The following is a 23,044-nucleotide window of genomic DNA, read 5'->3' as shown; positions in this document are numbered from 1 at the left end:
CTCTGAAATTGTTAACTGGTAGCTAAGCCACAAAATGGCGCATATTGTAACCCTAAATATCCCATTGCGAGAAGATTGGTTAGCGCAACTTGCCGATGTTGTGACCAATCCCGACGAACTGCTGCATCTTTTACAGATTGAAGCTGATGAAAACCTCCGGGCAGGACAGGACGCCAGGCGCTTGTTTGCCCTCCGCGTGCCGCGCGCTTTTATTGCGCGCATGGAGAAGGGCAACCCTGACGATCCTCTTTTACGTCAAGTACTGACGTCCCGGGATGAATTTATTGTCGCCCCCGGTTTCTCCACCGACCCGCTGGAAGAGCAACACAGCGTGGTGCCAGGATTATTGCATAAATACCAAAACCGGGCGCTATTGCTGGTAAAAGGCGGATGTGCGGTAAATTGCCGCTACTGTTTCCGTCGTCACTTCCCGTATGCGGAGAATCAAGGCAATAAGCGCAACTGGACAGTCGCGCTGGAGTATATCGCCGCACACCCGGAACTGGATGAGATCATCTTTTCCGGCGGCGATCCGCTGATGGCGAAAGATCATGAGCTGGACTGGCTGCTCACGCAACTGGAAGCCATTAAGCACGTCAAGCGGCTACGCATCCACAGTCGGTTGCCTATCGTCATCCCGGCACGCATTACTGACGAACTGGTCGCCCGCTTTGACCAGTCACGTCTGCAAATTTTGTTGGTGAACCATATCAACCACGCTAATGAAGTGGACGAGGCGTTCTGCCTGGCGATGAAGAAACTGCGCCACGTGGGCGTCACGCTTCTCAACCAGAGTGTCCTGCTGCGTGGCGTGAATGATAACGCGCGAACGCTGGCGAATCTGAGCAACGCGCTATTTGACGCTGGCGTGATGCCCTATTACCTGCATGTGCTGGATAAAGTGCAGGGCGCCGCGCATTTTATGGTCACCGATGACGAAGCCCGGCAAATCATGCGCGAACTGCTCACGCTGGTATCCGGCTATATGGTGCCAAGACTGGCGCGTGAAATCGGCGGCGAACCGAGCAAAACACCGCTGGATTTACAGCTTCGGCAGTGCTAATCCTCGCGGGCGCGTCAGGGACGACGAAAAATATTAGCGCGCAATATTACGAGGAGATTCCCCCGCGATTCTCCTCACCCTCTGGCGAGGATAAACTAACCTTCGTTAAATACACCTTTCCGGTCCTCTCTTTTCAATAAAGTCCGTTTTAGGACTCGCTTAGCGTGTACTGCATTTTCGAATTATACTGGTTCTCCTTTTTATAGGACGGCATAAACAATTTATATATCAAATACATTGCAGTAAAACATTTAATTATTTTATATTTGTGGAGAATTGACATGGCCTTAACGATTAAGGGACTAAATACCGGCGTTATTCGTCACAATGATAAGTTTATCGCGCTGGCGCTTAAGGTGAAGTCACTGAGAAATAAAGAAACACTGCTTTTCTTTCCTGTACTCGCGCTGCGAGACTTGTTGATCGGCCTTGAACACCGGCTTTATTTACAACACTCGCTTCCGGAACAAGAGCAGGAAAAACGCCAGAAAGCCAAAAGCAGTCATGTGCTTAAAATGCATGAGAATATTCCGGCAATACTCCGTGAAGAGCTGGAAAACGCCGATGTTAATCAGCGTGTTGAATCTTTAGCGTTGAGCGATAATACAGAAAAAGTATTAACTTTTACGTTAAAGCTGCACAATGGTAGCCATCTTGATTTACAGGTCGGTGAGTGGCAGGTTGAAGTTCTGGTGATGGCTATTATTCACGCCATTAATAATGCCGAAATGCGTGAGCTCGCATTGCGTATTTCTTCAATGCTGGACTTTTTACCATTATACGATGCTGACTGCCTGGAAAACGGTAATATCGAATTCGATACCTATAACCAGCCTGACTGGAAACATAATCTGTATAACCATTATTTAGCGCTCGTTTATCGTTATACGGATGAGGCAGGACAATCGCATGATTGCGGCACCATCATTAAGACCCGTAGTCAGTCAGGCTCTAAAGAAGCTGAAGCAATATCACGCCGCTTGCTGAATTTCAGCCCGCGTCTTAAAAAGCTGGAAGGAAAACCGTGTAAGGTTTTTGTCAGAACGCCTGGAACCGGTAAAGCAGCGCGTCTGACGCAAGATCAATGCATGCGCGCGTTGCATAATCTACGCATGGCATCATCGCAGGGAAAACGCTAACCATATCGCCCTCTGAATCTTTCAGAGGGCGTTACGATCCAGACATATCAATTCGGACATTTATAAACCTGGCCGTTCATCTCGCTGGCCGTCGGGACAAAACTGGACAACATGCCCTGTGACGGACTACTTACGCCATACAGCACGTTTCCACCCATCGCGGCTGCCTGATTACGCAGATCGTTCGCTGCGCCACGCATTGAGCCACCCTCTTCGCCGTGCTGGCCTGAAAACCAGTTACTCTGTTTACCGGTTGCCGTACCAATTAGCTGGCATTCCGCGCCTGGCTTATCTTCGACAAAGCGTACATTTTGGCCGGCAGCGGTGAGTTCGTTGCTGGAGCTACAACCCGCCATCAGCAGCGCGGCGCCAACGATCCCTGCTAAATATTTCACGTGCATGTTATTCCCCATAATCAATGAGCTGGACGTTTTGTCCGTATCTGAATCTTATACTAAAAAGATGACTAAAAGAAAAACCCCCGGTCATTTCTGCCCGGGGGTTTCTCAATTCTGGGAGATAAACATCCAAATCATTCTGGTTGCAGGAAGGCGGCCAGTTTGTTAATCCCCAGTCACTTACTCAAGTAAGTGACTGGGGTTAGCCAACGCATCTGCAGCCTGAAGGATGCAGGGTGTGGGCAATTACATCATGCCGCCCATACCACCCATACCACCCATGCCACCAGCAGCGCCTAAATCAGGAGCATCGCTTTTCGGCAGGTCGGTCACCATGCACTCGGTAGTGATCATCAGACCAGCCACAGAAGCCGCGTACTGCAGCGCAGAACGGGTAACTTTGGTTGGGTCCAGGATACCCATATCGATCATGTTGCCGTATTCTTCAGTTGCTGCGTTGTAACCGTAGTTACCGTCGCCGCCTTTAACGGTGTTAGCGACAACAGACGGCTCTTCGCCGCAGTTCAGCACGATCTGACGCAGCGGAGCTTCCATTGCGCGCAGCGCAACTTTGATACCCACGTTCTGGTCTTCGTTCTGGCCTTTCAGGTCAGCAATTTTAGAAGCAACGCGGATCAGCGCAACGCCACCACCAGCAACCACGCCTTCTTCTACCGCAGCACGGGTCGCGTGCAGGGCATCTTCAACGCGGGCTTTCTTCTCTTTCATTTCAACTTCGGTCGCAGCGCCAACTTTGATAACCGCAACGCCGCCTGCCAGTTTCGCTACGCGCTCCTGCAGTTTTTCACGATCGTAGTCGGAGGTCGCTTCTTCAATCTGCTGACGAATCTGAGCAACACGGCCCTGGATGGCAGCTTCTTCACCCACGCCATCAATGATGGTGGTGGTGTCTTTGTTGATCACAACGCGTTTCGCCTGACCCAGGTCTTCCAGGGTTGCTTTTTCCAGCTCCATACCGATCTCTTCAGAGATTACGGTACCGCCGGTCAGGGTAGCGATATCCTGCAGCATCGCCTTACGACGATCGCCGAAGCCCGGTGCCTTAACAGCAGCCACTTTCACGATGCCACGCATGGTGTTAACAACCAGGGTAGCCAGCGCTTCGCCTTCAACATCTTCAGCGATGATCAGCAGCGGTTTGCCTGCTTTTGCAACGGCTTCCAGAACCGGCAGCATTTCGCGGATGTTGGAGATTTTCTTATCAGCCAGCAGGATGAACGGGCTTTCCAGCTCTACTGCGCCAGTTTCCGGCTTGTTGATGAAGTAAGGAGACAGGTAGCCGCGGTCAAACTGCATACCTTCAACCACGTCCAGTTCATCCTGCAGACCGGTACCGTCTTCAACGGTGATGACGCCTTCTTTACCGACTTTATCCATCGCTTCCGCGATCAGTTTACCTACGGTTTCGTCGGAGTTAGCGGAGATAGTACCTACCTGAGCAATCGCTTTAGAGTCGGAGCACGGTACGGACAGCGCCTTCAGCTCTTCAACCGCAGCAGCAACCGCTTTGTCGATACCACGTTTCAGGTCCATCGGGTTCATGCCCGCAGCAACGGCTTTCAGGCCTTCGGTAATGATGGACTGCGCCAGTACGGTCGCGGTGGTGGTACCGTCGCCTGCAGCGTCGTTCGCTTTAGAGGCAACTTCTTTCACCATCTGCGCGCCCATGTTTTCAAACTTGTCTTCCAGTTCGATTTCACGCGCTACGGAAACACCATCTTTAGTGATAGTCGGCGCACCGAAAGATTTATCCAGAACCACGTTACGGCCTTTCGGACCGAGGGTTACTTTCACTGCATCTGCCAGTACGTTTACGCCGCGCAGCATTTTCACACGAGCGTCGTTACCGAATTTTACGTCTTTAGCTGCCATTTTCTCTTTCCCTTAAATTCGTATGTTCAGTGTCGTTCGCGGATTACGCTTCAACAATTGCCAGAATGTCGCTTTCAGACATGATCAACACTTCTTCATTGTCGATCTTTTCAGATTTCACACCGTAGCCATCGTTAAAAATAACGATGTCGCCAACTTTCACGTCCAGCGGCTGTACAGTACCGTTGTCCAGGATGCGACCCTTACCGACAGCGATGATTTCGCCACGAGTTGATTTACCCGCTGCGGAACCGGTCAGTACGATGCCGCCAGCAGATTTGGACTCAACTTCTTTACGTTTGATGATCACACGATCATGTAACGGACGAATACTCATTGATAGCTCTCCTTTGAGAAAGTCATTATCAGTTATGGGTGACGCCGGCCCGTAAACGGTTTCCCGGCTGGTGACCAGAGAGATGGGGATGGGGTTTTGCCCCTTCAAGGGGGGAGATGAAAAAAAATTCTTCTGAGCGAAAAAAGCGGTAAAAACGCTACTTATCTCACGTTTACCCAAGGTTTAGAACATCCTGCTATAAGAAAAGGCGTGTGTGATACGCTTAAAAATGCCTGTCGTCACCTGACGTTACAATGCCGCCGGATAATGAGCTGATGAATGAACTAAAAAAAGAGCTTGGGTTGGTTCAGGGCGTTATCTTGTTAACCACATCATTATTAGGGACTGGCGTTTTTGCGCTTCCGGAGCTGGCTGCGCTGGCGGCAGGCGACATCAGCCTTTGGGCATGGCCGCTGCTCATTATTTTGATTTTCCCTATTGCGATTGTCTTTGCTGTGCTGGGGCGCCATTTTCCACACGCTGGCGGCGTAGCGCATTTTGTCGGGATGGCATTTGGCCCGCGTCTGCAACGGGTGATCAGTTGGCTGTTTTTATCAGTCATTCCTGTTAGTTTTCCCGCAGCCTTGCATATTGCGGTGGGTTTCGGCCAGGCGCTGTTTGGCTGGCAAAGCGAACAGCTCTTATTTGGGGAGCTGGGTACTCTAGGTTTGCTATGGTTTATGGGATCGCGCGGCGCCAGCTCCAGCGCCAACCTGCAAGCCATTATCGCTGGATTAATTATCGCGCTTATTGCCGCCATTCTGTGGAAAGGCGCGATTAAACCTGCGGATATCACCTTCCCAGCCGCAAACGAAATCACCTTTTCCCGGCTGTGTACCGCCCTGGCGATCATGTTCTGGGGATTTGTGGGAATTGAGGCGTTTACGCATTTGTCGTCTGAATTTAAAAATCCTGAACGTGATTTTCCGCGCGCATTGATCATTGGCCTGATGCTGGCCGGCTCCATTTATTGGACCTGTACCGCCGTGGTGCTGCATTTTGGCGTCTATAGCGACAAGATAGCGGCAACAGCATCGCTACCGCTTATTATTGTTCATCTCTTCGGTATCCAGGCGTTGTGGATAGCCTGCATTATTGGTTATCTCACCTGCTTTGCCAGCCTGAATGTGTATGCTCAGAGTTTTGCGCGTCTGATATGGACGCAAATGCAATATCAGCCCGATCACTATCTGGCTCAACTCTCTCCCGGGCGCCTTCCCTTGCACGCGTTAAACGTTATTCTGGCCTGTTGTTGCGTGAGTTCCCTGGTCGTCTACGCCCTGAAGATTAACCTCAATGCGCTGATCGTCTATGCTAACGGTATTTTTATTATGCTCTATCTGCTTTGTATGCTGGCGGGCTGTCGACTATTGAAAGGGCGCTGCTATGCACTGGCGGTGACGGGTTGTCTACTGTGCCTGTTATTGCTGGTAATGCTGGGGTGGAAAAGCTTATATGCCATTATCATGCTGGCAGCATTATGGCTGTTTTTACCGAAGCGAAAACGCATGGCGTAAGACGTATCTGTTGGCCGGATAACGCCTCACGCGACTTATCCGGCCAGCATCTCTACCTTTAATCCCGACGATCGTCTTTATGTTCAATACGATCGCGATCGTCATCTTTACGCTGATACTCGCCGTCAAATGTTTCGCCACCGCCAGTACCCGCGCTAAACCCGCCGCCCGGCATCCGGGAAAAACGTAAATGCGGCAGCAACTTCAGCGTCAAATGTTTTTGCACTGGCGGTAACAAAAGGAGAAGGCCGAGAAAATCGGTGAAAAATCCCGGCAACAGGAGCAGTAAGCCAGCGATGATCAGCGATACACTCTTAATCATTTCTGCCGCCGGGCTCTCACCGGCCGCCATTTTTTGTTGCATCAGCAAAAAGTTTTTAAAACCCTGGTTACGTACCAGCGACATACCGATAACAGACGTAAAAATCACCAAGATTAACGTCATCAGGACGCCAAGCACATGGGCGACCTGGATAAAGATAGAAATCTCAATGTAAACATAGAGAAAGACAGCTAAAAAGGGTATCCAGCGCAAAGGACTCTCCTGTAAGTCATGGCCGTCTGCGACGACCATTTGAATGGGGTTGCGATTCGCATCGATTCGATATGGTGGTGCGTAGCAAAATTTCAAGTGGTTTGTACACCTATTTTAGGTAGTAATACTAAAGCGGTGACCTATTTCACAAAATAATAAATAAGGGGTAAATTCCCACACTTTAAGTGATCCAGATTACGGTAGGAATTCTGAACCAGCATATGATCTCGTTTATCAGGCCGATGGAGGGGATAATCGTCGGTCAGAAAACATTCGAAATCACATATATCCTGTGTGTTTTAAAGTAAAAATCATTGGCAGCTTGAAAAAGAAGGTTCACATGTCAAACAACATTCGTATCGAAGAAGATCTGTTGGGTACCAGGGAAGTTCCAGCTGAAGCCTACTATGGTGTTCACACTCTGAGAGCGATTGAAAACTTCTACATTAGCAATAACAAAATCAGCGACATCCCTGAATTTGTGCGTGGCATGGTTATGGTAAAAAAAGCGGCGGCGCTGGCCAACAAAGAGCTGCAAACCATTCCTAAGAGTGTGGCGAATGCCATCATTGCCGCATGTGATGAAGTCCTTAACAACGGTAAGTGCATGGACCAGTTCCCGGTAGATGTCTACCAGGGCGGCGCGGGCACTTCCGTCAACATGAATACCAACGAAGTGCTGGCCAACATCGGGCTGGAACTGATGGGTCATCAGAAAGGTGAATATCAGTACCTGAACCCGAACGACCACGTGAATAAATGTCAATCCACTAACGACGCCTATCCGACAGGCTTCCGTGTAGCGGTTTACGCCTCTATCGTCAAACTGATCGATGCCATCAACCAGTTGCGTGAAGGTTTCGAACGTAAAGCGGTTGAATTCCAGGACATCCTGAAAATGGGTCGTACCCAGTTGCAGGACGCCGTACCGATGACGCTTGGTCAAGAATTCCGTGCGTTCAGCATCCTGCTGAAAGAAGAAGTGAAAAGCATCGAGCGTACTGCTGAGCTGCTGCTGGAAGTCAACCTTGGCGCAACGGCAATCGGTACTGGTCTGAACACGCCGAAAGAATACTCTCCGCTGGCGGTGAAAAAACTGGCTGAAGTCACTGGTTTCGCCTGTGTTCCGGCTGAAGATCTGATTGAGGCGACATCTGACTGTGGCGCGTATGTTATGGTTCACAGCGCGCTGAAACGTCTGGCAGTGAAGATGTCCAAAATCTGTAACGACCTGCGCTTGCTCTCTTCTGGTCCTCGTGCCGGCCTGAACGAGATCAACCTGCCGGAACTGCAGGCGGGCTCTTCCATCATGCCAGCCAAAGTGAACCCGGTTGTACCGGAAGTCGTAAACCAGGTATGCTTTAAAGTCATCGGTAACGACACCACCGTTACGATGGCGGCGGAAGCCGGTCAGTTGCAGTTGAACGTTATGGAGCCGGTTATCGGTCAGGCGATGTTCGAATCCATCCACATTCTGAGCAACGCGTGCTACAACCTGCTGGAAAAATGCGTTAACGGCATTACCGCGAATAAAGAAGTGTGCGAAGGGTACGTTTATAACTCCATCGGTATCGTCACTTACCTCAACCCGTTCATCGGCCACCACAACGGCGACATCGTCGGTAAAATCTGTGCTGAAACCGGTAAGAGCGTACGTGAAGTTGTGCTGGAGCGCGGCCTGTTAACGGAAGCCGAGCTGGACGATATTTTCTCCGTACAGAACTTGATGCACCCGGCTTATAAAGCTAAACGTTATACTGATGAAAGCGAACAGTAATCGTACAGGGTAGTACCAAAGAGGCACGTCACGATGACGTGCCTTTTTTCTTACAAGAAGTTACCAAATAACAACAATTTAATATCAACTTGTTAAACAACAAGGAAGGCTAATATGATAGTTGTCGAACTTATCATTGTTTTGCTGGCAATCTTTTTAGGCGCCAGACTTGGGGGCATCGGTATTGGATTCGCAGGTGGGCTGGGTGTTCTGGTACTTGCCGCCATCGGCGTGAAGCCAGGGACAATTCCATTCGATGTCATTTCCATCATCATGGCGGTTATCGCCGCGATCTCTGCTATGCAGGTCGCGGGCGGTCTGGATTATTTGGTAAACCAGACGGAAAAACTGCTGCGTAAGAACCCGAAATACATCACTATCCTCGCACCGATTGTGACCTATTTCCTGACTATTTTTGCTGGTACCGGGAACATTTCCCTGGCAACGCTGCCGGTTATTGCTGAAGTCGCGAAGGAGCAGGGAATCAAACCTTGCCGTCCGCTCTCGACCGCCGTGGTATCCGCGCAGATTGCGATTACCGCCTCGCCGATTTCTGCGGCCGTGGTGTATATGTCTTCTGTTATGGAAGGTCATGGCATTAGCTACATTCACCTGCTGTCCGTGGTTATCCCCTCTACGCTGCTGGCGGTGCTGGTGATGTCCTTCCTGGTCACGATGCTGTTCAACTCCAAACTGTCGGACGACCCGATTTACCGCAAGCGTCTGGAAGAAGGGCTGATTGAACTGCGTGGTGAAAAGCAGATTGAAATCAAACCGATGGCAAAAAATTCCGTCTGGCTGTTCCTGCTGGGCGTTATTTGCGTGGTTGTTTATGCGATTGTTAACAGTCCGAGCCTCGGCCTGGTTGAGAAACCGCTGATGAACACCACCAACGCTATTTTGATCATCATGTTGAGCGTCGCAACGCTGACCACCATCCTGTGTAAAGTGGAAACTGACGCCATCCTCAACTCCAGTACCTTTAAAGCAGGGATGAGCGCCTGTATCTGTATTCTGGGCGTGGCGTGGCTGGGCGATACTTTCGTATCCGCTAACATCGACTGGATCAAAGACACTGCGGGTAGCGTCATCCAGGGGCATCCGTGGCTGCTGGCCGTCATCTTCTTCTTTGCTTCCGCGCTGCTCTACTCTCAGGCGGCAACGGCGAAAGCGCTGATGCCGATGGCGCTGGCGCTGAACGTCTCTCCGCTGACGGCAGTCGCTTCCTTCGCCGCCGTTTCCGGCCTGTTCATTTTGCCGACCTACCCGACTCTGGTTGCGGCGGTACAGATGGATGACACCGGTACAACCCGTATCGGTAAATTCGTCTTTAACCACCCGTTCTTCATCCCAGGCACCCTGGGCGTCGTTCTGGCTGTCTGCTTCGGCTTCCTGCTGGGCAGCTTTATGCTGTAAGTGTTTCACCCGCGGGGCGTATCACGCCCCGCATTCTCCCGCCCTTTGACTAACATCCTGCCCTCGTCCGTTGTATAGTGACCGTTCACTTGCGGGTCTTTTTGTTCTTTCGAGGTGTTTATGCTTGATGTTAAGAGTCAGGATATTTCCATCCCCGAGGCCGTTGTGGTGCTTTGTACCGCCCCGGATGAAGCTACCGCCCAGGATCTGGCCGCCAAAGTGCTGGCGGAAAAACTGGCCGCCTGCGCCACCCTCCTCCCCGGCGCGACATCGCTGTACTACTGGGAAGGCAAACTGGAGCAGGAGTATGAAGTTCAAATGATCTTAAAAACCACCGTTTCACATCAGCAAGCGCTTATCGACTGCCTGAAGTCTCATCACCCGTATCAAACGCCTGAACTTCTGGTTTTACCTGTTACTCACGGAGATACTGATTACCTCTCATGGCTCAACGCATCTTTACGCTGATCCTGCTGCTGTGCAGCACATCCGCCTTCGCCGGATTATTCGACGCGCCGGGTCGCTCGCAGTTCGTCCCTGCCGACCGGGCGTTTGTTTTTGATTTTCAGCAAAATCAACACGATCTTACCCTCTCCTGGCAGGTAAAAGAGGGTTACTACCTTTACCGTAAACAAATCAGTATCACGCCGACGAAAGCGGATATCGCAGCAGTCCAACTCCCGGCAGGCGTCTGGCATGAAGATGAGTTCTACGGGAAAAGCGAAATCTACCGTAAGCGGCTAAACGTTCCGGTAACGGTTAACCAGGCGGCGGCTGGCGCGACATTAACGATAACGTACCAGGGGTGCGCCGATGCGGGATTCTGTTATCCGCCGGAAACGAAAACGGTGCCGCTAAGTGAAGTCGCCGCGGCAATAGACGCCACGCCGACGCCTGCTGTCACCCAGACGAGTGAGACGTCAAAACCCGCCGCCCAGCTACCTTTTTCCGCGCTCTGGGCACTGCTGATCGGCATAGGCATCGCCTTTACGCCCTGCGTTTTACCCATGTATCCGCTGATTTCCGGTATTGTCCTGGGGGGAAGGCAACGTTTGTCGACGGGGCGCGCACTGCTGCTGGCCTTTATCTATGTACAAGGAATGGCGCTGACCTATACCGCACTGGGTCTGGTCGTCGCCGCAGCGGGATTACAGTTTCAGGCGGCGCTGCAGCACCCTTATGTGTTAATCGGCCTTGCCATCGTGTTCACCCTGCTTGCGTTGTCGATGTTTGGCCTGTTCACACTACAGCTCCCCTCCTCACTGCAAACCCGGCTGACATTAATGAGTAATCGTCAGCAAGGCGGCTCGCCCGGCGGTGTTTTTGTTATGGGGGCGATTGCCGGATTAATTTGCTCGCCCTGCACTACAGCGCCGTTAAGCGCGATTCTGCTTTATATCGCTCAGAGCGGCAACATGTGGCTGGGCGGCGGCACGCTGTATTTGTATGCATTAGGTATGGGTCTGCCGCTAATGCTGGTCACCGTGTTTGGCAACCGCCTGTTACCGAAAAGCGGCCCGTGGATGGCGCATGTTAAAACCGCTTTTGGTTTCGTGATCCTCGCGTTACCGGTCTTTTTACTGGAGCGGATTATTGGCGAGGCTTGGGGTTTACGTCTGTGGTCGCTGCTGGGCGTCGCTTTCTTTGGTTGGGCCTTTATCACCAGCCTTCAGGCCAGACGAGCGTGGATGCGTATCGTACAGATTATCCTGCTGGCGGCAGCGCTCATTAGCGTGCGGCCTCTACAGGATTGGGCGTTCGGATCGCCATCCGCGCAAGCTCCAGCGCACCTCAATTTCACGGCTATTTCTACCGTGGACGAACTCAATCAGGCGCTGGCGCAGGCCAAAGGCAAACCCGTTATGCTGGATTTCTACGCCGACTGGTGCGTGGCCTGTAAAGAGTTTGAAAAGTATACCTTCAGCGATCCGCGGGTCCAGCAGGCGCTCGGCGACACGGTGCTCTTGCAGGCTAACGTCACCGCTAACAATGCGCAGGATGTCGCGCTGTTAAAGCATCTGCAAGTCCTCGGGCTGCCCACCATTCTGTTCTTTAATGCCCAAGGCCAGGAACAGCCGCAATCGCGAGTCACCGGCTTTATGGACGCCGCCACCTTTAGCGCGCATTTGCACGATCGCCAACCGTGAGCGACACTTGCAAAAGCAAAGACGGAGGAGAATACCGTGCAACGTGAAGATATTCTGGGAGAAGCCCTGAAATTACTGGAGACGCAAGGGATAGCCGATACTACGCTGGAAATGGTGGCGGAGCGCGTAAATCGCCCACTCGACACATTACAGCGTTTCTGGCCAGATAAAGAAGCCATTTTATATGACGCGCTACGTTATCTGAGTCAGCAGGTAGATATCTGGCGACGCCAGCTTCTTCTTGATGAGACGCTTTCTGCTGAACAAAAGCTACTGGCACGCTACAGCGCGCTTTCGGAATGTGTCAGTAATAACCGTTATCCTGGTTGCTTGTTCATTGCCGCCTGTACGTTTTATCCCGACCCAACCCATCCTATTCACCAACTGGCCAATCAACAAAAACGCGCGGCACATGATTTTACCCATGAGCTACTGACCACGCTGGAAATTGACGATCCGGCGATGGTCGCAAGGCAGATGGAGCTGGTGCTGGAAGGTTGTCTCAGCCGAATGCTGGTCAACCGCAGTCAGGCTGATGTAGATACCGCTCAGCGGTTGGCGGAAGATATTCTGCGTTTTGCACAGTGCCGTCAGGGTGGCGCGCTCACCTGACGGGTACTGATTTTATGCATTTTGCCTGAAAAGCAGGCAGTCAGCGCGCTTTTATCACTTTTTTCGTGTAAAGCCGTTGACGACCGCGCCCCTTTACGGTTTAATGCGCCCCGTTGCCCGGATAGCTCAGTCGGTAGAGCAGGGGATTGAAAATCCCCGTGTCCTTGGTTCGATTCCGAGTCCGGGCACCACTTATTCAGAAAACCCAGCCTATGGCTGGGTTTTTGCTTTTCTGGGAATGGAAATCCGTAGCCCCCATCTCTGGTCTGACTAGCTATAACGAGAAGGCCAGATTTTCTCTGGCGCAACGCCCAGCGCTTCGTCGATCAGCCGCTCACCTTTGGGCTAGGGTCAAAAGCTTACTTAGCTACAGGGAGATTATTACCAGTAATAACGCCTATCACTTCATCTGACGGTTCGCTAACCCCGACAAGTGAGTCCAATATCTCCGCCATGAACTTTTTCATCACTGAAAACAATAATCCCTTCGCCAGTTTTGGCATTTTTTCTTTGTCGGCTTCTTTATTCTTAAATACTGTTTCCGACTCTTGTTCATAATCATAAATTAATACTCAGCACATCATGACTGATGGTAGTTACCGGGGTAACAGAGCACATACTTTAAAATACTTATTCATAGTTTGTTATTACGGAAAGATTTTAACCTAATGCGTGTCAGTCAGGCACGCAGATAAAAAACAACCGGGGAGAAAATTTAAACAAAATGCTGTTAGCCGGAAGTACCGGTATTGTTCTGTTGTCCGCTACAGTCAGTCCGGTATGGACAGACAATAATACCAGTGCAGCGTCCTGCTTTTTTACCTGTATGTTGAATAACCATTGCAATAAATCATTATAGGATTACATCTGTTTATTATTGCCTGATCCGGAGTGAGTCTTTATGAAAAGTCGTTATTTAGTATTTTTTCTACCACTGATCGTAGCTAAATATACATCAGCAGAAACAGTGCAACCCTTTCATTCTCCTGAAGAATCAGTGAACAGTCAGTTCTACTTACCACCACCGCCAGGTAATGATGATCCGGCTTTCCGCTATGATAAGGAGGCTTATTTTAAGGGCTATGCGATAAAGGGTTCCCCGCGATGGAAACAAGCTGCTGAGGATGCAGATGTAAGCGTGGAAAATATAGCCAGAATATTCTCGCCAGTAGTGGGTGCTAAAATTAATCCCAAAGATACGCCAGAAACCTGGAATATGTTACAGAATCTTCTGACAATGGGCGGCTACTACGCTACTGCTTCGGCAAAAAAATATTATATGCGCACTCGTCCCTTTGTCTTATTTAATCATTCCACCTGCCGTCCTGAAGATGAGAATACTTTGCGAAAAGATGGCTCTTACCCTTCCGGGCATACTGCTTATGGTACACTTCTGGCATTAGTATTATCCGAGGCCAGACCGGAACGCGCGCAGGAGCTCGCCAGACGAGGATGGGAGTTCGGGCAAAGCAGAGTGATATGCGGTGCTCACTGGCAAAGCGATGTTGATGCTGGTCGTTATGTGGGAGCAGTAGAGTTTGCAAGACTGCAAACAATCCCGGCATTTCAGAAGTCACTGGCAAAAGTCCGTGAGGAGCTGAACGACAAAAATAATTTATTGAGTAAAGAAGATCACCCCGAACTTAATTACTGAAGGTGAAAGTCTTCCCGCAAACTGGCCACAGCAAATGAAAGGAAGTGCAACTGCGTAGGAGCGGCCGGGCGTGGAGAATGCCTTTGGTTTCCCCGATTCGCATGAATTCAACGCCCCCTTCCCCCGTTTGCAGTCCGTCCAGACCGTCATGACGTCGTTGTCCGGCTGAAGCGGTAAAACCGGTCTGGCTCACTGACTATCCACAGCGAATTCCGGCCATCAGAAGCTAAGGGATGCGTTCTGGAGTTTAAACACTCTCCACCAAATCCCCCAACGTCACCATCAACATCATCGGATCCATCGGCGACGGTACAAACCCCACCCGCTGATAAAATTCCCGCGCTTCATCCGACAGGGCGTGAACCAGCATCCCACGAATGCCGATAGTCTCCGCCACTTGAATAACCCGCAGCCCTGCGTCGCGTACCAGCGCCCGACCAACGCCCTGCCCATGAAGCGATTTATCCACCGCCAGACGCCCCAATACCACAATCGGAATCGGGTCAGGCATATTGCGACGAAAGCGACCGGGGGCGGTATTCGTCGTGACCGCGCTGGACGCCAGCGAGTAATAGGCCAGTACGCTCGAATCGCTGCCACAACACACAAAGGTACGGGACGCACCAGTGGTCTGATTTTTCATCGCCCGCTGTTTCAGCCAGTTATCCATAGAATCCACACCGCAGCAAAACGGAGTAAGAATATGTCCGGCATGAAGCGGCTCAGGGGAGGAGATCATTTTTCCTGCTCCCACGGCGCAGGGGTCTGCATGGTTTTACGCAGTGCGGCATTAGGTGAAGGTGTTTGATCCAAACGAGCCAGAAATTCCTGATAGGCCTCTGGATCGGCCATAATGATGCGTTGTTCGATCAGCGCTTCCTCGGCGGCAGCACGGGCGGCTTCCAGCACAAAGTCAGTGCGGTTTTTCCCTCTGGCTTTCGCCGCTCGATCAATAAGATCGCGCTCGGCGGGTTTGATACGCAGGTTCAGGGTTTCGCGTTTCATCGCCATACTGTTTGCGGCTGGCATAGTGTTGTCCTCTTGTACTTCTGTGGATATTAAGTATACAACACGCGTAACGCAGATGTCATTACGATAAATTTAGAAGGAATAGAACCGGAGTATCGAACCGAAAGGTTTTCTACTCATTTAGAGATTCAGTACCAGGCTGTGCGCTGGCATTCGCTGTGAGTGATTCCTCCTCGGGGCCGACGCAGCAAAAGATTCAATACTGCCGCGCCAAAACACGCAACATTATATAATCAGAAAGCATAAACCTAACGGATACGCACAGTAAGAACCCCAATAACGTGTTACACCGTTTTTCATAAAGCCAACCATACGATTGAATGCGTCCCCTCCCCCTCAAACTTCCGGATATCGCTACGCCATCTACCCGCCGCAGTATATATTTACCGCGTTGTATGCCTTTCCTGGCCGAGAACGTTAATATTTACCTCCAGGATAAACCTTATCACAAATTAAAATCAGATCTTATACCTCATGCTAACTACCTCCATGAAATTAAAGAGCTATTCTCTAAAAGATTAAAGGAAACTATTACTTAATTCAAATTTTAAAGAGATAATTTGATAATAACATGAGCCAATTCTTGTAAATTTCCATCTTTTTTTTATACGCGACATAGTTTTTTAACGATACTATAATATGTAGAAATGCAATATAAAATAGCATTTTCCATAGAAAATGAAAAGATCGCCACCTGATACCTTAAGTTCGCAAATAATTATATAGCTATATATTAGTTTTTTTGAAATATTTTTCAGAATAATTTTTGATTTACACGCACATTTAATAAAAGGAAATTATCATGCTAAAAGTATTTAATCCCTCACCTGTCCAGGTGGGGAGCATTGAATGTTTACAATCAGCGCAAAACTGGCAGAGGAAATCCTTATCACTTCAGGGATTAAATTTACTGCAGTCCGTGCTCATCAAGCTCACCACGGGTAAAATTTCAATTACGACATCGTCCGGGGAGTATATTACGGCATCAGGGCCAATGTTAATATTTTTAGCTAAAGATCAAACCATTCATATCACAATGGAAGAGACTCATGAACAGTTAAATTATAATTTAATTGAATTAGATTCAGCGTCAATAAAAAATGCTTATAATTTTTTTCTGTATGAACATGCAGACTTTTCGGACCCATTAACAAAACCGACGACAAAACATCTGTTAGCGCCAATAGAAACAGGCGTAGCAAGAGTATTCAACCTTTTACACTCTTCAAATAAAAGCCAGAAATTATCCCAAGATAAAAAGGAATATTTAATAAGATTTCTACTTTCAGAGTTCATCTATGAACCTGAAGCATTTGCTCTCTTCAGAGAACTATCGCAAAATACATTAGCCGAAAACATCTATAATATTATTATAAGCGACATAAGTCGAAAATGGGCGCTCAAGGATATTTCTGACTCACTCTATATGAGTTTTTCCACATTAAAAAGGAAATTGAAACAAGAGCACACCTCATTCAGCGAAGTTTACCTTAATGCGCGAATGAATAAAGCGACAAAACTTCTACGCAATAGTGAATATAATATTACTCGAGTGGCTTATATGTGTGGTTATGATAGTGCTTCTTATTTTACATGCGTTTTTAAAAAACATTTCAAAACTACACCATCGGAATTTTTAGCGTTTTTATCTTCCTCTCGTCATCAATATGTTAATTGAGATATCTGACAATGCAGTATAAGAACAAAGCCAAACATATTAATATAAGAGATGGGATTCTGTTGCTCGCTAAAAAATTCGACCTAACATTGAGCGAAAAAAAAGTTATTTATTACGTGGCAGCAGGATTATCTGTTAAAAGTTGCTCAAATTTATTAGATCGAAATATAAAAACGATTTCAACACAAAAGAGATCAGCCTATAAAAAAATGGATATTACTACTGATGTTGAATTAATCCATTTGATGCTGAATGAGTTTTACATATCAGTCGATATTACGTAATTTTTCCTAAAATGTTGGTAGAGTGGTAGGCAAGGCAACTCTGGATATCATCTTCAGAGATCGTTCCGCAAACGCTATGGATAATTCTTCGCTGTCTATCGGCTGGCTGACGATAGACTCTACACCGCCAGTACGTTCCATGGAGGATAATAGTGATATCGGCGCCGGAGGCGATAATATCACTAACATCAATACACCGACCTTTATCGGGTCGCTTAGAAGCTCACGCAACAATTAAGCTGACTATTGATACACAACCGTCCGCCGAACCAACGTTGGGATCGACTGTTAACAGTCTGGATAACACCGTCACCCTTAAGGGAGTCGTGGAGGCGCATCAGGATATTCAGGTGAAGGTCACGGTCAACGATACGGACTATACCGCCAGTGGAACATTTACAGGTACATCGCCGACGGAAACCCCGGTTAACAAGAGTTCCGGCGTAGATGAAATGATTTCACTTAGCGAGGCGACATGGCATTCGGTAAGTGTTGATGAAGAAAATCATGCCTGATAACTAAACATCACCCTGCGAGGCCTCTTCGGAGGCCTGCTGAAAAAACAGAATAATATTCATTGTCTGTTAATTATTACATGGAGAGTTAATTTATAAAAAAAAGCGGCAGACTACGCTGCCGCAAATATGAGGAGGACAATTACCGTTACGCTACACCACAAAGTAATCCGTTACTGAGGTAAGTAAAACATAAATATCCCCAACAATGAATCAACGAATCAAGCAATCGTCAAATCATGGTATTAATAACCTTGTTCTGTTTTAGCATACTATGACAGTAAAAATAGATTTTAGTCATTCTGTATATCACACGAAAATTTATAAAACAGATTTGGTTCACTCACAATATATAAATTATTTTCATTATCCATGGCAATCCCTTCTGGTTGGGGGATATCGTCTCTGAGCCCTGACCACTCCGCCGTCAGGAACAATCGATCGCGCACCCGCCACTCGGAACTGACCTCCAGAATCATTTTTGACTCGTCCGACAACACCAGCAGCGAATCCGTTGGGGCATGGTATTCAAGTCCGGAGACATCGCTCACACTCGCAGTGATGGCAGAAGGCAACGCTCTGGTGATACCATTTTTGCTCATCTCTACTTCTTTGATCATAATGGGTTTTCTTTCTTTTGCGGCATATAATCTCTCATTTTTCGCATCCCATGCCGTACCTTCCAGCCCTTTATTTTTTGCTTTGTCATAGCCCTCAAGCTTCACCATGGAGATTATCTGCATGGCGCCGCGCTGAATATCCACCTGTGTTTTATAGACCGCGCCATCTTTCTCACTGCCTATCTGGAACTGGTTGCCCCCACTCCATGCAATAGACTCCGGGTCGTGGATACCCTGCAGCGGCATCCGCCCTACCAGCTGCCCTTCTGTCGTTAACCAGACCAGTTCAGGGGGATTATTAATAACGGCGAAAAGCATCCTGTCTTCGGCGGAGTAGGTCAAACCTGAAAGGTTACTCTTAACTCCTGCGACTGGTTTTTGCTGAATAACCGCTTTATAGCTACTCAGTGCTAGCGCCGAGGGTTTATCACCATATTTGAGGATCAGTTGATAAACATAGCGTATATCGTCCCTGACCATAAATAAAATCACGCCCAAGAGTACAACCACAATAACGCGTTTTAGCAATCTCATAAAAAATCCATAGCAGATCGCGTCACGACTGATGTCGTAACGCATTTCTTAAAAATAAAGCCGATGTCCGATAGAATCGTTATTCGGTTATGGCGAGCGCCATTAGCATAGGCAAAATGAAATAGTGAGGGTTATCACAAAAAGCCCGATTTTAATCACTAACGTACCCTTTTTGTAAATTGACATAATCAAGAGGAGGGTAGTTTCGGCTAATTATTTAAATAGTACGTCTGCAAATTCGCCCCTGTATGCAGGGCAAATGACAAAAAGTGATAATTAATGAGATGTAACACCGCAATTTGATCTGCTATTGCTGCTCCCACTTCTATTCAACCGGGCAGCAAAAAAATGAAACTCAACCTTATTACCGTCAGCCTGGCTACGCTCGTTGCCGCTGGCGCATTCCCGGCCCATGCCGGTCCTCAGGCGCATGTCGTGTGCGGCTATCACCACACGCTGGGCGATGACGCGATTATGATGTTTGGTAAAGCGAATCAGGCGATGTGGCATGACTTTTTTGGCAACACCCACACCGATGCGGTCTCTACCTACCAGACGTTGCGCGCGCAACCCGATACCACCTGTGATAATAAAGCCGACAGCTCCGCTTACTGGGCGCCGTCCATGAAATTACCTGATGGTGAAATCGTAAATCCGGCCTACCAAAAGACCTATTATCAATCCACAAATGTAGCGCAATATCCGCTCCATCCATTCCCGGCCGGGCTGGAGTTACTGGCCGGCGACCATCACGGTACTGGCCCCAGTACCGCAATCACCTTTTTATGTGCCAACGGCAAAGGTTACACCAACAAGGTAGGCGAAATATGCGGCCTGCGTAAAGCGGGCGATGCCGTCCAGTTTAATATCGGGATCGCTTTCCCCAACTGTTGGGATGGCGTCAACCTGAAACCAACCCATAGCCACAATAACGCTATCTATGCCGACCACGGGAAATGTTCCGCAGACTATCCGGTAAAAATCCCAACGGTGAATATGAACATCGCCTGGGTACTCCCGCAGATCTCCTCGCTGGATACGTCTAAAGTGGAATTGTCGATGGACCCGGTAATGCATGGCGAAACCCGGGAAGAGCGCTGGGGAAGTCTTTATACCGCCCATGCCGATTTTATGAATGGCTGGACGGAAGATGGCGCGCAGTTTATGACGGATCTGTGTATGAATCAGGGGCTGGATTGCGGCACTACGGTTCCTTACGCCTACAGTAAAGCGGAAGAAAATACCTGGGTAAGCAGCGAAGACGACAAGCCTCATGCCAGCGTCGATACCTTGTACGTACAGGATGACTGGACAAATGGCGGACGCACGCAGCACCCGGAAACGCTCACGCTGGTGAAATTTAAGATCCCGCCCCTGCCTGGCAATATGGACGCTTCGCTATTCAAATACCGTATTCGCCTTTTTGGCGGCAAAACGGAAACGAACGGCGCCGATCAAATTTTCTTCTACCCGACCAGCAGTGACTGGCACGTCAGTACCGTGTCCTGGAACAATAAACCGGCGATCAACTACCGTTCCGATGCCGTGTTATATCTGGACCATTCACATGAGTATCGCATGGTTGATGTCGATAAAGCGGTGCGCAAAGCGCTGGCGGAAGGGAAAACGGAAATATCCTGGTATATCGGCGGCGACCGTCAGGGAAATCACTACGACTTTACGCCAGCGAACTCAAAACAGAGCCTGGTGCTGATGCTGACCGGTTTCAAAAAGACGCCGGAGCTGTAATAGTAAACTGTGCCCGCTGACGCAACAGCGGGCACAATGGCGGCACAAGTATTACGGCACGCCATCAAAACCCGACCAATACCTCAGAAAAACAACCGTTTATTCTCAGGCTGTAGTCCCTGTTGCTGCTGAACATCCTGCAGATAACAGGTCGCTACGACGGCAAGCCGGGCATAGAAGGCGCTAACGGTATTGCGTTGCAGCAATTCCAGATAGCGGAATCCCCAGGGCAGCAGATGCGCCTCCAGTAACCGGTTGGCCGCCACGTTGTCGCCTCGTGCCAGCAGATCGCTACAGGCCAATAGCATCAGGCCAAACTGATCTTCCGGCTCGCGTTCACGGCCAGTGAATACCATTCCCTGCGACTGTAAAAAAGCTCGATAATCGGCGGTGGTTTCCCCCATCAGCAAATTATCTTTTTCCAGATAGACCGATCCCCAGGGCGGGACGGGCATCTTTCCCTGGCCTTCAAACAACACAGAAAATTGCCATGTAAGCGCATCATCATCCGGTAGCGACCATGACGCACACAGTGATTCAATATGTCCGCGATCGCGCCAGGGGTAAAGCTCAGGCAACGTTGGCAAACAATCGAACAACGCTTTCACCTCCGGCCTCTCAGGGGAGTAGTAAAACAGTGCGCCGAGGATACGCGGCAAAACAGCACGGGAAAGCATAGCAATAGCTCCTGAAATATTTCGCCTGATGACGCTACGCTGATCAGGCTTACATGGCATAAACCGGGCAAAAAACTACATTGGCAGCGTCCACAGATTGTAAAACGCAATCCTACCCGCCAACTCCGCCGCGATAACCACCACAGCCGTCATGGCCAGCACCGCAGCGCTCGATTTCAGGCGCGCGCAGATCACCACCCCGACCACGCCCGCCGCCAGCAATATCGCCTGGGCGGTAAACCAGCTATGCTGCGCGGCGGTCAGAGCGCTATCGGCGCTCATCAGCGTCGCCATATAGCCCGGGCGCAGACAAAAGCTCACCAAAATCGCCAACACGCTGACCAGTAGCCCCAGACGGCGCACGCCAAACAATGCCGCCAACGCGCCGCCGCCAATCAACGGCGTCAATATCATCATTGCCGTGGTGTAAGATGAACGCCAGGTCGCCACCGTCGGCAGTTGGTAAATCTGCGGAACGGCGTATAAGAAGACTACTCCGACTATCGCCGCCAACCAGACCAACGCGTTACACAGCGGCGTCGCCCGGTTCAGCAACAAACCGAGCGCCCCCAGCCCGCCGAGCGCCGCAAAAGCCGCCGACAGGACAATCTCGTTACTCATCGGCGAATGTCCGACGCGCAGCAGCATATTCAGCGCACGCAGCGGTTGCCCGACGTGGAAGGTGCCGACAATGACGCCCAGCCCAAACAGGCACATCACCGAGAACAGACCGATAGCCTTACGCCGCGGCGCGACCAGCCCCATTGCGCCGCCAATCAGCAGCAGAATAAACGCGCCGACCGCGCTCTGGGTAAAGACCGTAAAAAAGACCAGCGGTAACTCATGCATGGCGCACCTCCCGAATGTTCATGATTGCGCCTTCCGTATCGCCCGTGGGTCTCGCTTTCGGATGCGGTTTAATAATGAGGTTAGGATGGGTGAACGACGCCGAAGGCAGCGGCGCGATTTGATTCTCCGTGCCATATTTTGCCCGTAATTCATCGACAGGGCCGAAATCCAGCGCTCGCTGCGGGCAAGAATCCACACAAATAGGGCGCAGATTGTTCTCCAGTCGGTCAAGACAACCGTCGCACTTACGCATCACGTTCGCCTGCGTATCAAACTGCGGCGCGCCGTAGGGGCAGCGCATTTCACAATAACGACAGCCGACGCATACGCTGTCATCCACCACGACCAGACCATCTTCTTTGCGTTTATGCATCGCCCCGGTCGGACAGCCGGAGACACATACCGGCTCATCGCAATGGTTACAAGCAATAGAGAGGTAGTAGGTAAAGGTGTCGTGATGCCAGCTTTCCCCCTCTTTCACCCAGCTTCCGCCGCCATATTCATAGACGCGGCGCAGTTTCGGACCGACATCCAGATCTTTATTATCCTTGCAGCTTACCTGGCAGGTTTTACAGCCTGAACAGCGCGAGGAGTCAACATAAAAGCCATACTGTTTCATCG

At 49.8% G+C, this 23,044-nt stretch carries 24 protein-coding genes, 1 tRNA gene and 2 pseudogenes; 16 read left to right on the top strand and 11 right to left on the bottom strand.

Going from position 1 to position 23,044, the window contains the following annotated elements:
* The first annotated feature begins 34 nt into the window (after positions 1-34).
* Entirely contained in the window at positions 35-1,063 is a 1,029-nt protein-coding gene (gene epmB / locus N7E69_RS10640) for an EF-P beta-lysylation protein EpmB (protein ID WP_000940471.1), read from the top strand.
* 281 nt (positions 1,064-1,344) lie between these two features.
* Positions 1,345-2,202 (top strand): YjeJ family protein, encoded by an 858-nt coding sequence (locus N7E69_RS10635; protein WP_001229230.1) that lies wholly within the window; start codon positions 1,345-1,347, stop codon positions 2,200-2,202.
* Positions 2,203-2,249: 47 nt separating this feature from the next.
* On the opposite strand, the gene N7E69_RS10630 is transcribed toward N7E69_RS10635, so the two are convergent.
* From N7E69_RS10630 to N7E69_RS10620, 3 genes are all read right to left on the bottom strand, one after another.
* Positions 2,250-2,603: a DUF4156 domain-containing protein gene (locus N7E69_RS10630; protein ID WP_000558210.1), complete on the bottom strand. Its 354-nt coding sequence runs from the start codon at positions 2,601-2,603 to the stop codon at positions 2,250-2,252.
* Positions 2,604-2,846: 243 nt separating this feature from the next.
* Positions 2,847-4,493 carry a chaperonin GroEL gene (gene groL, locus N7E69_RS10625; RefSeq protein ID WP_000729126.1) on the bottom strand — a complete coding sequence of 549 codons (1,647 nt, stop codon included), beginning with the start codon at positions 4,491-4,493 and terminating at the stop codon, positions 2,847-2,849.
* Positions 4,494-4,536: 43 nt separating this feature from the next.
* Positions 4,537-4,830, bottom strand: a complete 294-nt coding sequence (locus N7E69_RS10620) for a co-chaperone GroES (protein ID WP_024139196.1) — start codon at positions 4,828-4,830, stop codon at positions 4,537-4,539.
* 275 nt (positions 4,831-5,105) lie between these two features.
* Here N7E69_RS10620 and yjeH point away from each other — a divergent pair, with 275 nt between their 5' ends.
* Positions 5,106-6,347 carry an L-methionine/branched-chain amino acid transporter gene (yjeH, locus tag N7E69_RS10615; protein WP_001670701.1) on the top strand — a complete coding sequence of 414 codons (1,242 nt, stop codon included), beginning with the start codon at positions 5,106-5,108 and terminating at the stop codon, positions 6,345-6,347.
* Positions 6,348-6,405: 58 nt separating this feature from the next.
* Here yjeH and N7E69_RS10610 read toward each other — a convergent pair whose 3' ends face one another.
* Positions 6,406-6,882 carry an FxsA family protein gene (locus tag N7E69_RS10610; protein WP_001267291.1) on the bottom strand — a complete coding sequence of 159 codons (477 nt, stop codon included), beginning with the start codon at positions 6,880-6,882 and terminating at the stop codon, positions 6,406-6,408.
* Between the two features lie 340 nt (positions 6,883-7,222).
* Between N7E69_RS10610 and aspA the strand changes: the two genes are divergently transcribed.
* The 6 genes from aspA to N7E69_RS10580 all read left to right on the top strand — a co-directional run bounded on the left by aspA (position 7,223) and on the right by N7E69_RS10580 (position 13,025).
* Positions 7,223-8,659 (top strand): aspartate ammonia-lyase, encoded by a 1,437-nt coding sequence (gene aspA / locus N7E69_RS10605; protein WP_000069440.1) that lies wholly within the window; start codon positions 7,223-7,225, stop codon positions 8,657-8,659.
* 114 nt (positions 8,660-8,773) lie between these two features.
* Positions 8,774-10,075, top strand: a complete 1,302-nt coding sequence (gene dcuA / locus N7E69_RS10600; RefSeq protein ID WP_000637595.1) for an anaerobic C4-dicarboxylate transporter DcuA — start codon at positions 8,774-8,776, stop codon at positions 10,073-10,075.
* A gap of 120 nt (positions 10,076-10,195) precedes the next feature.
* The gene (cutA, locus tag N7E69_RS10595; protein ID WP_000887832.1) at positions 10,196-10,543 is read left to right on the top strand and encodes a divalent cation tolerance protein CutA; all 348 of its coding nucleotides are present in this window, start codon (positions 10,196-10,198) and stop codon (positions 10,541-10,543) included.
* A complete protein-coding gene (locus tag N7E69_RS10590) occupies positions 10,519-12,222 on the top strand; it encodes a protein-disulfide reductase DsbD (RefSeq protein WP_000068885.1) in 1,704 nt (567 codons plus the stop codon). Before cutA ends, N7E69_RS10590 begins: the two co-directional genes overlap by 25 nt.
* Before the next feature lie 36 nt (positions 12,223-12,258).
* A complete protein-coding gene (locus N7E69_RS10585; protein ID WP_001188509.1) occupies positions 12,259-12,834 on the top strand; it encodes a transcriptional regulator in 576 nt (191 codons plus the stop codon).
* A gap of 115 nt (positions 12,835-12,949) precedes the next feature.
* A tRNA-Phe gene (locus N7E69_RS10580) sits at positions 12,950-13,025 on the top strand.
* 79 nt (positions 13,026-13,104) lie between these two features.
* On the opposite strand, the pseudogene N7E69_RS10575 reads toward N7E69_RS10580, so the two are convergent.
* Positions 13,105-13,179, bottom strand: a pseudogene (locus N7E69_RS10575) (helix-turn-helix domain-containing protein); the annotation flags it as partial.
* Between the two features lie 556 nt (positions 13,180-13,735).
* Between N7E69_RS10575 and N7E69_RS10565 the strand changes: the two are divergent.
* On the top strand, positions 13,736-14,488 hold the full coding sequence (locus N7E69_RS10565; protein ID WP_000842432.1) for a non-specific acid phosphatase: 753 nt from the start codon (positions 13,736-13,738) through the stop codon (positions 14,486-14,488).
* 247 nt (positions 14,489-14,735) lie between these two features.
* Here the strand turns inward: N7E69_RS10565 and N7E69_RS10560 are convergent, their stop codons facing one another.
* Together N7E69_RS10560 and N7E69_RS10555 are read right to left on the bottom strand one after the other, a co-directional pair.
* Complete coding sequence (locus N7E69_RS10560) at positions 14,736-15,227, bottom strand: GNAT family N-acetyltransferase (RefSeq protein ID WP_000625912.1); 492 nt, start codon at positions 15,225-15,227, stop codon at positions 14,736-14,738.
* Complete coding sequence (locus N7E69_RS10555) at positions 15,224-15,517, bottom strand: DUF1778 domain-containing protein (RefSeq protein ID WP_001110450.1); 294 nt, start codon at positions 15,515-15,517, stop codon at positions 15,224-15,226. The genes N7E69_RS10560 and N7E69_RS10555 overlap by 4 nt, the downstream gene beginning before the upstream one ends.
* Before the next feature lie 316 nt (positions 15,518-15,833).
* Here N7E69_RS10555 and N7E69_RS10550 point away from each other — a divergent pair.
* The 5 genes and pseudogenes from N7E69_RS10550 (at position 15,834) to N7E69_RS10530 (ending at position 17,994) form a co-directional block, all read left to right on the top strand.
* A pseudogene (locus N7E69_RS10550) lies at positions 15,834-16,056 on the top strand (hypothetical protein).
* A gap of 263 nt (positions 16,057-16,319) precedes the next feature.
* Complete coding sequence (locus N7E69_RS10545) at positions 16,320-17,195, top strand: AraC family transcriptional regulator (protein ID WP_108610913.1); 876 nt, start codon at positions 16,320-16,322, stop codon at positions 17,193-17,195.
* Positions 17,192-17,479 carry a transcriptional regulator RtsB gene (gene rtsB, locus N7E69_RS10540; RefSeq protein ID WP_001269916.1) on the top strand — a complete coding sequence of 96 codons (288 nt, stop codon included), beginning with the start codon at positions 17,192-17,194 and terminating at the stop codon, positions 17,477-17,479. Before N7E69_RS10545 ends, rtsB begins: the two co-directional genes overlap by 4 nt.
* A 22-nt stretch (positions 17,480-17,501) precedes the next feature.
* Positions 17,502-17,717, top strand: coding sequence for a hypothetical protein (locus N7E69_RS10535; protein ID WP_001595136.1), 216 nt, complete (start codon positions 17,502-17,504; stop codon positions 17,715-17,717).
* Positions 17,718-17,724: 7 nt separating this feature from the next.
* Positions 17,725-17,994 (top strand): hypothetical protein, encoded by a 270-nt coding sequence (locus N7E69_RS10530; protein WP_077906657.1) that lies wholly within the window; start codon positions 17,725-17,727, stop codon positions 17,992-17,994.
* Positions 17,995-18,287: 293 nt separating this feature from the next.
* On the opposite strand, the gene N7E69_RS10525 is transcribed toward N7E69_RS10530, so the two are convergent.
* A complete protein-coding gene (locus N7E69_RS10525; protein WP_001268195.1) occupies positions 18,288-19,193 on the bottom strand; it encodes an SdiA-regulated domain-containing protein in 906 nt (301 codons plus the stop codon).
* A gap of 303 nt (positions 19,194-19,496) precedes the next feature.
* Here N7E69_RS10525 and N7E69_RS10520 point away from each other — a divergent pair, with 303 nt between their 5' ends.
* Positions 19,497-20,897: a DUF1996 domain-containing protein gene (locus tag N7E69_RS10520; protein ID WP_000773791.1), complete on the top strand. Its 1,401-nt coding sequence runs from the start codon at positions 19,497-19,499 to the stop codon at positions 20,895-20,897.
* Between the two features lie 83 nt (positions 20,898-20,980).
* Here the strand turns inward: N7E69_RS10520 and N7E69_RS10515 are convergent, their stop codons facing one another.
* From N7E69_RS10515 to N7E69_RS10505, 3 genes are all read right to left on the bottom strand, one after another.
* On the bottom strand, positions 20,981-21,574 hold the full coding sequence (locus N7E69_RS10515) for a molecular chaperone (RefSeq protein ID WP_001575311.1): 594 nt from the start codon (positions 21,572-21,574) through the stop codon (positions 20,981-20,983).
* Between the two features lie 75 nt (positions 21,575-21,649).
* Positions 21,650-22,423 carry a dimethyl sulfoxide reductase anchor subunit family protein gene (locus tag N7E69_RS10510; protein ID WP_000544927.1) on the bottom strand — a complete coding sequence of 258 codons (774 nt, stop codon included), beginning with the start codon at positions 22,421-22,423 and terminating at the stop codon, positions 21,650-21,652.
* Positions 22,416-23,042 carry a DMSO/selenate family reductase complex B subunit gene (locus N7E69_RS10505; protein ID WP_000816143.1) on the bottom strand — a complete coding sequence of 209 codons (627 nt, stop codon included), beginning with the start codon at positions 23,040-23,042 and terminating at the stop codon, positions 22,416-22,418. The genes N7E69_RS10510 and N7E69_RS10505 overlap by 8 nt, the downstream gene beginning before the upstream one ends.
* Between the last annotated feature and the right edge of the window lie 2 nt (positions 23,043-23,044).

It is taken from the genome of Salmonella sp. 3C (assembly GCF_025426275.1).
Taxonomy (GTDB): domain Bacteria; phylum Pseudomonadota; class Gammaproteobacteria; order Enterobacterales; family Enterobacteriaceae; genus Salmonella; species Salmonella enterica.
Note: the sequence above shows the minus strand (reverse complement) of the source record. Positions and strands in the feature narration are given on the sequence as shown.

Bases quoted from the DNA above. Each gene is read 5' to 3' on its own strand.
- epmB (WP_000940471.1), top strand. From the start codon at position 35: ATGGCGCATATTGTAACCCTAAATATCCCATTGCGAGAAGATTGGTTA.
- N7E69_RS10635 (WP_001229230.1), top strand. From the start codon at position 1,345: ATGGCCTTAACGATTAAGGGACTAAATACCGGCGTTATTCGTCACAAT.
- N7E69_RS10630 (WP_000558210.1), bottom strand. From the start codon at position 2,603: ATGCACGTGAAATATTTAGCAGGGATCGTTGGCGCCGCGCTGCTGATG.
- groL (WP_000729126.1), bottom strand. From the start codon at position 4,493: ATGGCAGCTAAAGACGTAAAATTCGGTAACGACGCTCGTGTGAAAATG.
- N7E69_RS10620 (WP_024139196.1), bottom strand. From the start codon at position 4,830: ATGAGTATTCGTCCGTTACATGATCGTGTGATCATCAAACGTAAAGAA.
- yjeH (WP_001670701.1), top strand. From the start codon at position 5,106: ATGAATGAACTAAAAAAAGAGCTTGGGTTGGTTCAGGGCGTTATCTTG.
- aspA (WP_000069440.1), top strand. From the start codon at position 7,223: ATGTCAAACAACATTCGTATCGAAGAAGATCTGTTGGGTACCAGGGAA.
- dcuA (WP_000637595.1), top strand. From the start codon at position 8,774: ATGATAGTTGTCGAACTTATCATTGTTTTGCTGGCAATCTTTTTAGGC.
- cutA (WP_000887832.1), top strand. From the start codon at position 10,196: ATGCTTGATGTTAAGAGTCAGGATATTTCCATCCCCGAGGCCGTTGTG.
- N7E69_RS10590 (WP_000068885.1), top strand. From the start codon at position 10,519: ATGGCTCAACGCATCTTTACGCTGATCCTGCTGCTGTGCAGCACATCC.
- N7E69_RS10565 (WP_000842432.1), top strand. From the start codon at position 13,736: ATGAAAAGTCGTTATTTAGTATTTTTTCTACCACTGATCGTAGCTAAA.
- N7E69_RS10560 (WP_000625912.1), bottom strand. From the start codon at position 15,227: ATGATCTCCTCCCCTGAGCCGCTTCATGCCGGACATATTCTTACTCCG.
- N7E69_RS10555 (WP_001110450.1), bottom strand. From the start codon at position 15,517: ATGCCAGCCGCAAACAGTATGGCGATGAAACGCGAAACCCTGAACCTG.
- N7E69_RS10545 (WP_108610913.1), top strand. From the start codon at position 16,320: ATGCTAAAAGTATTTAATCCCTCACCTGTCCAGGTGGGGAGCATTGAA.
- N7E69_RS10525 (WP_001268195.1), bottom strand. From the start codon at position 19,193: ATGCGTTACGACATCAGTCGTGACGCGATCTGCTATGGATTTTTTATG.
- N7E69_RS10520 (WP_000773791.1), top strand. From the start codon at position 19,497: ATGAAACTCAACCTTATTACCGTCAGCCTGGCTACGCTCGTTGCCGCT.
- N7E69_RS10515 (WP_001575311.1), bottom strand. From the start codon at position 21,574: ATGCTTTCCCGTGCTGTTTTGCCGCGTATCCTCGGCGCACTGTTTTAC.
- N7E69_RS10510 (WP_000544927.1), bottom strand. From the start codon at position 22,423: ATGCATGAGTTACCGCTGGTCTTTTTTACGGTCTTTACCCAGAGCGCG.
- N7E69_RS10505 (WP_000816143.1), bottom strand. From the start codon at position 23,042: ATGAAACAGTATGGCTTTTATGTTGACTCCTCGCGCTGTTCAGGCTGT.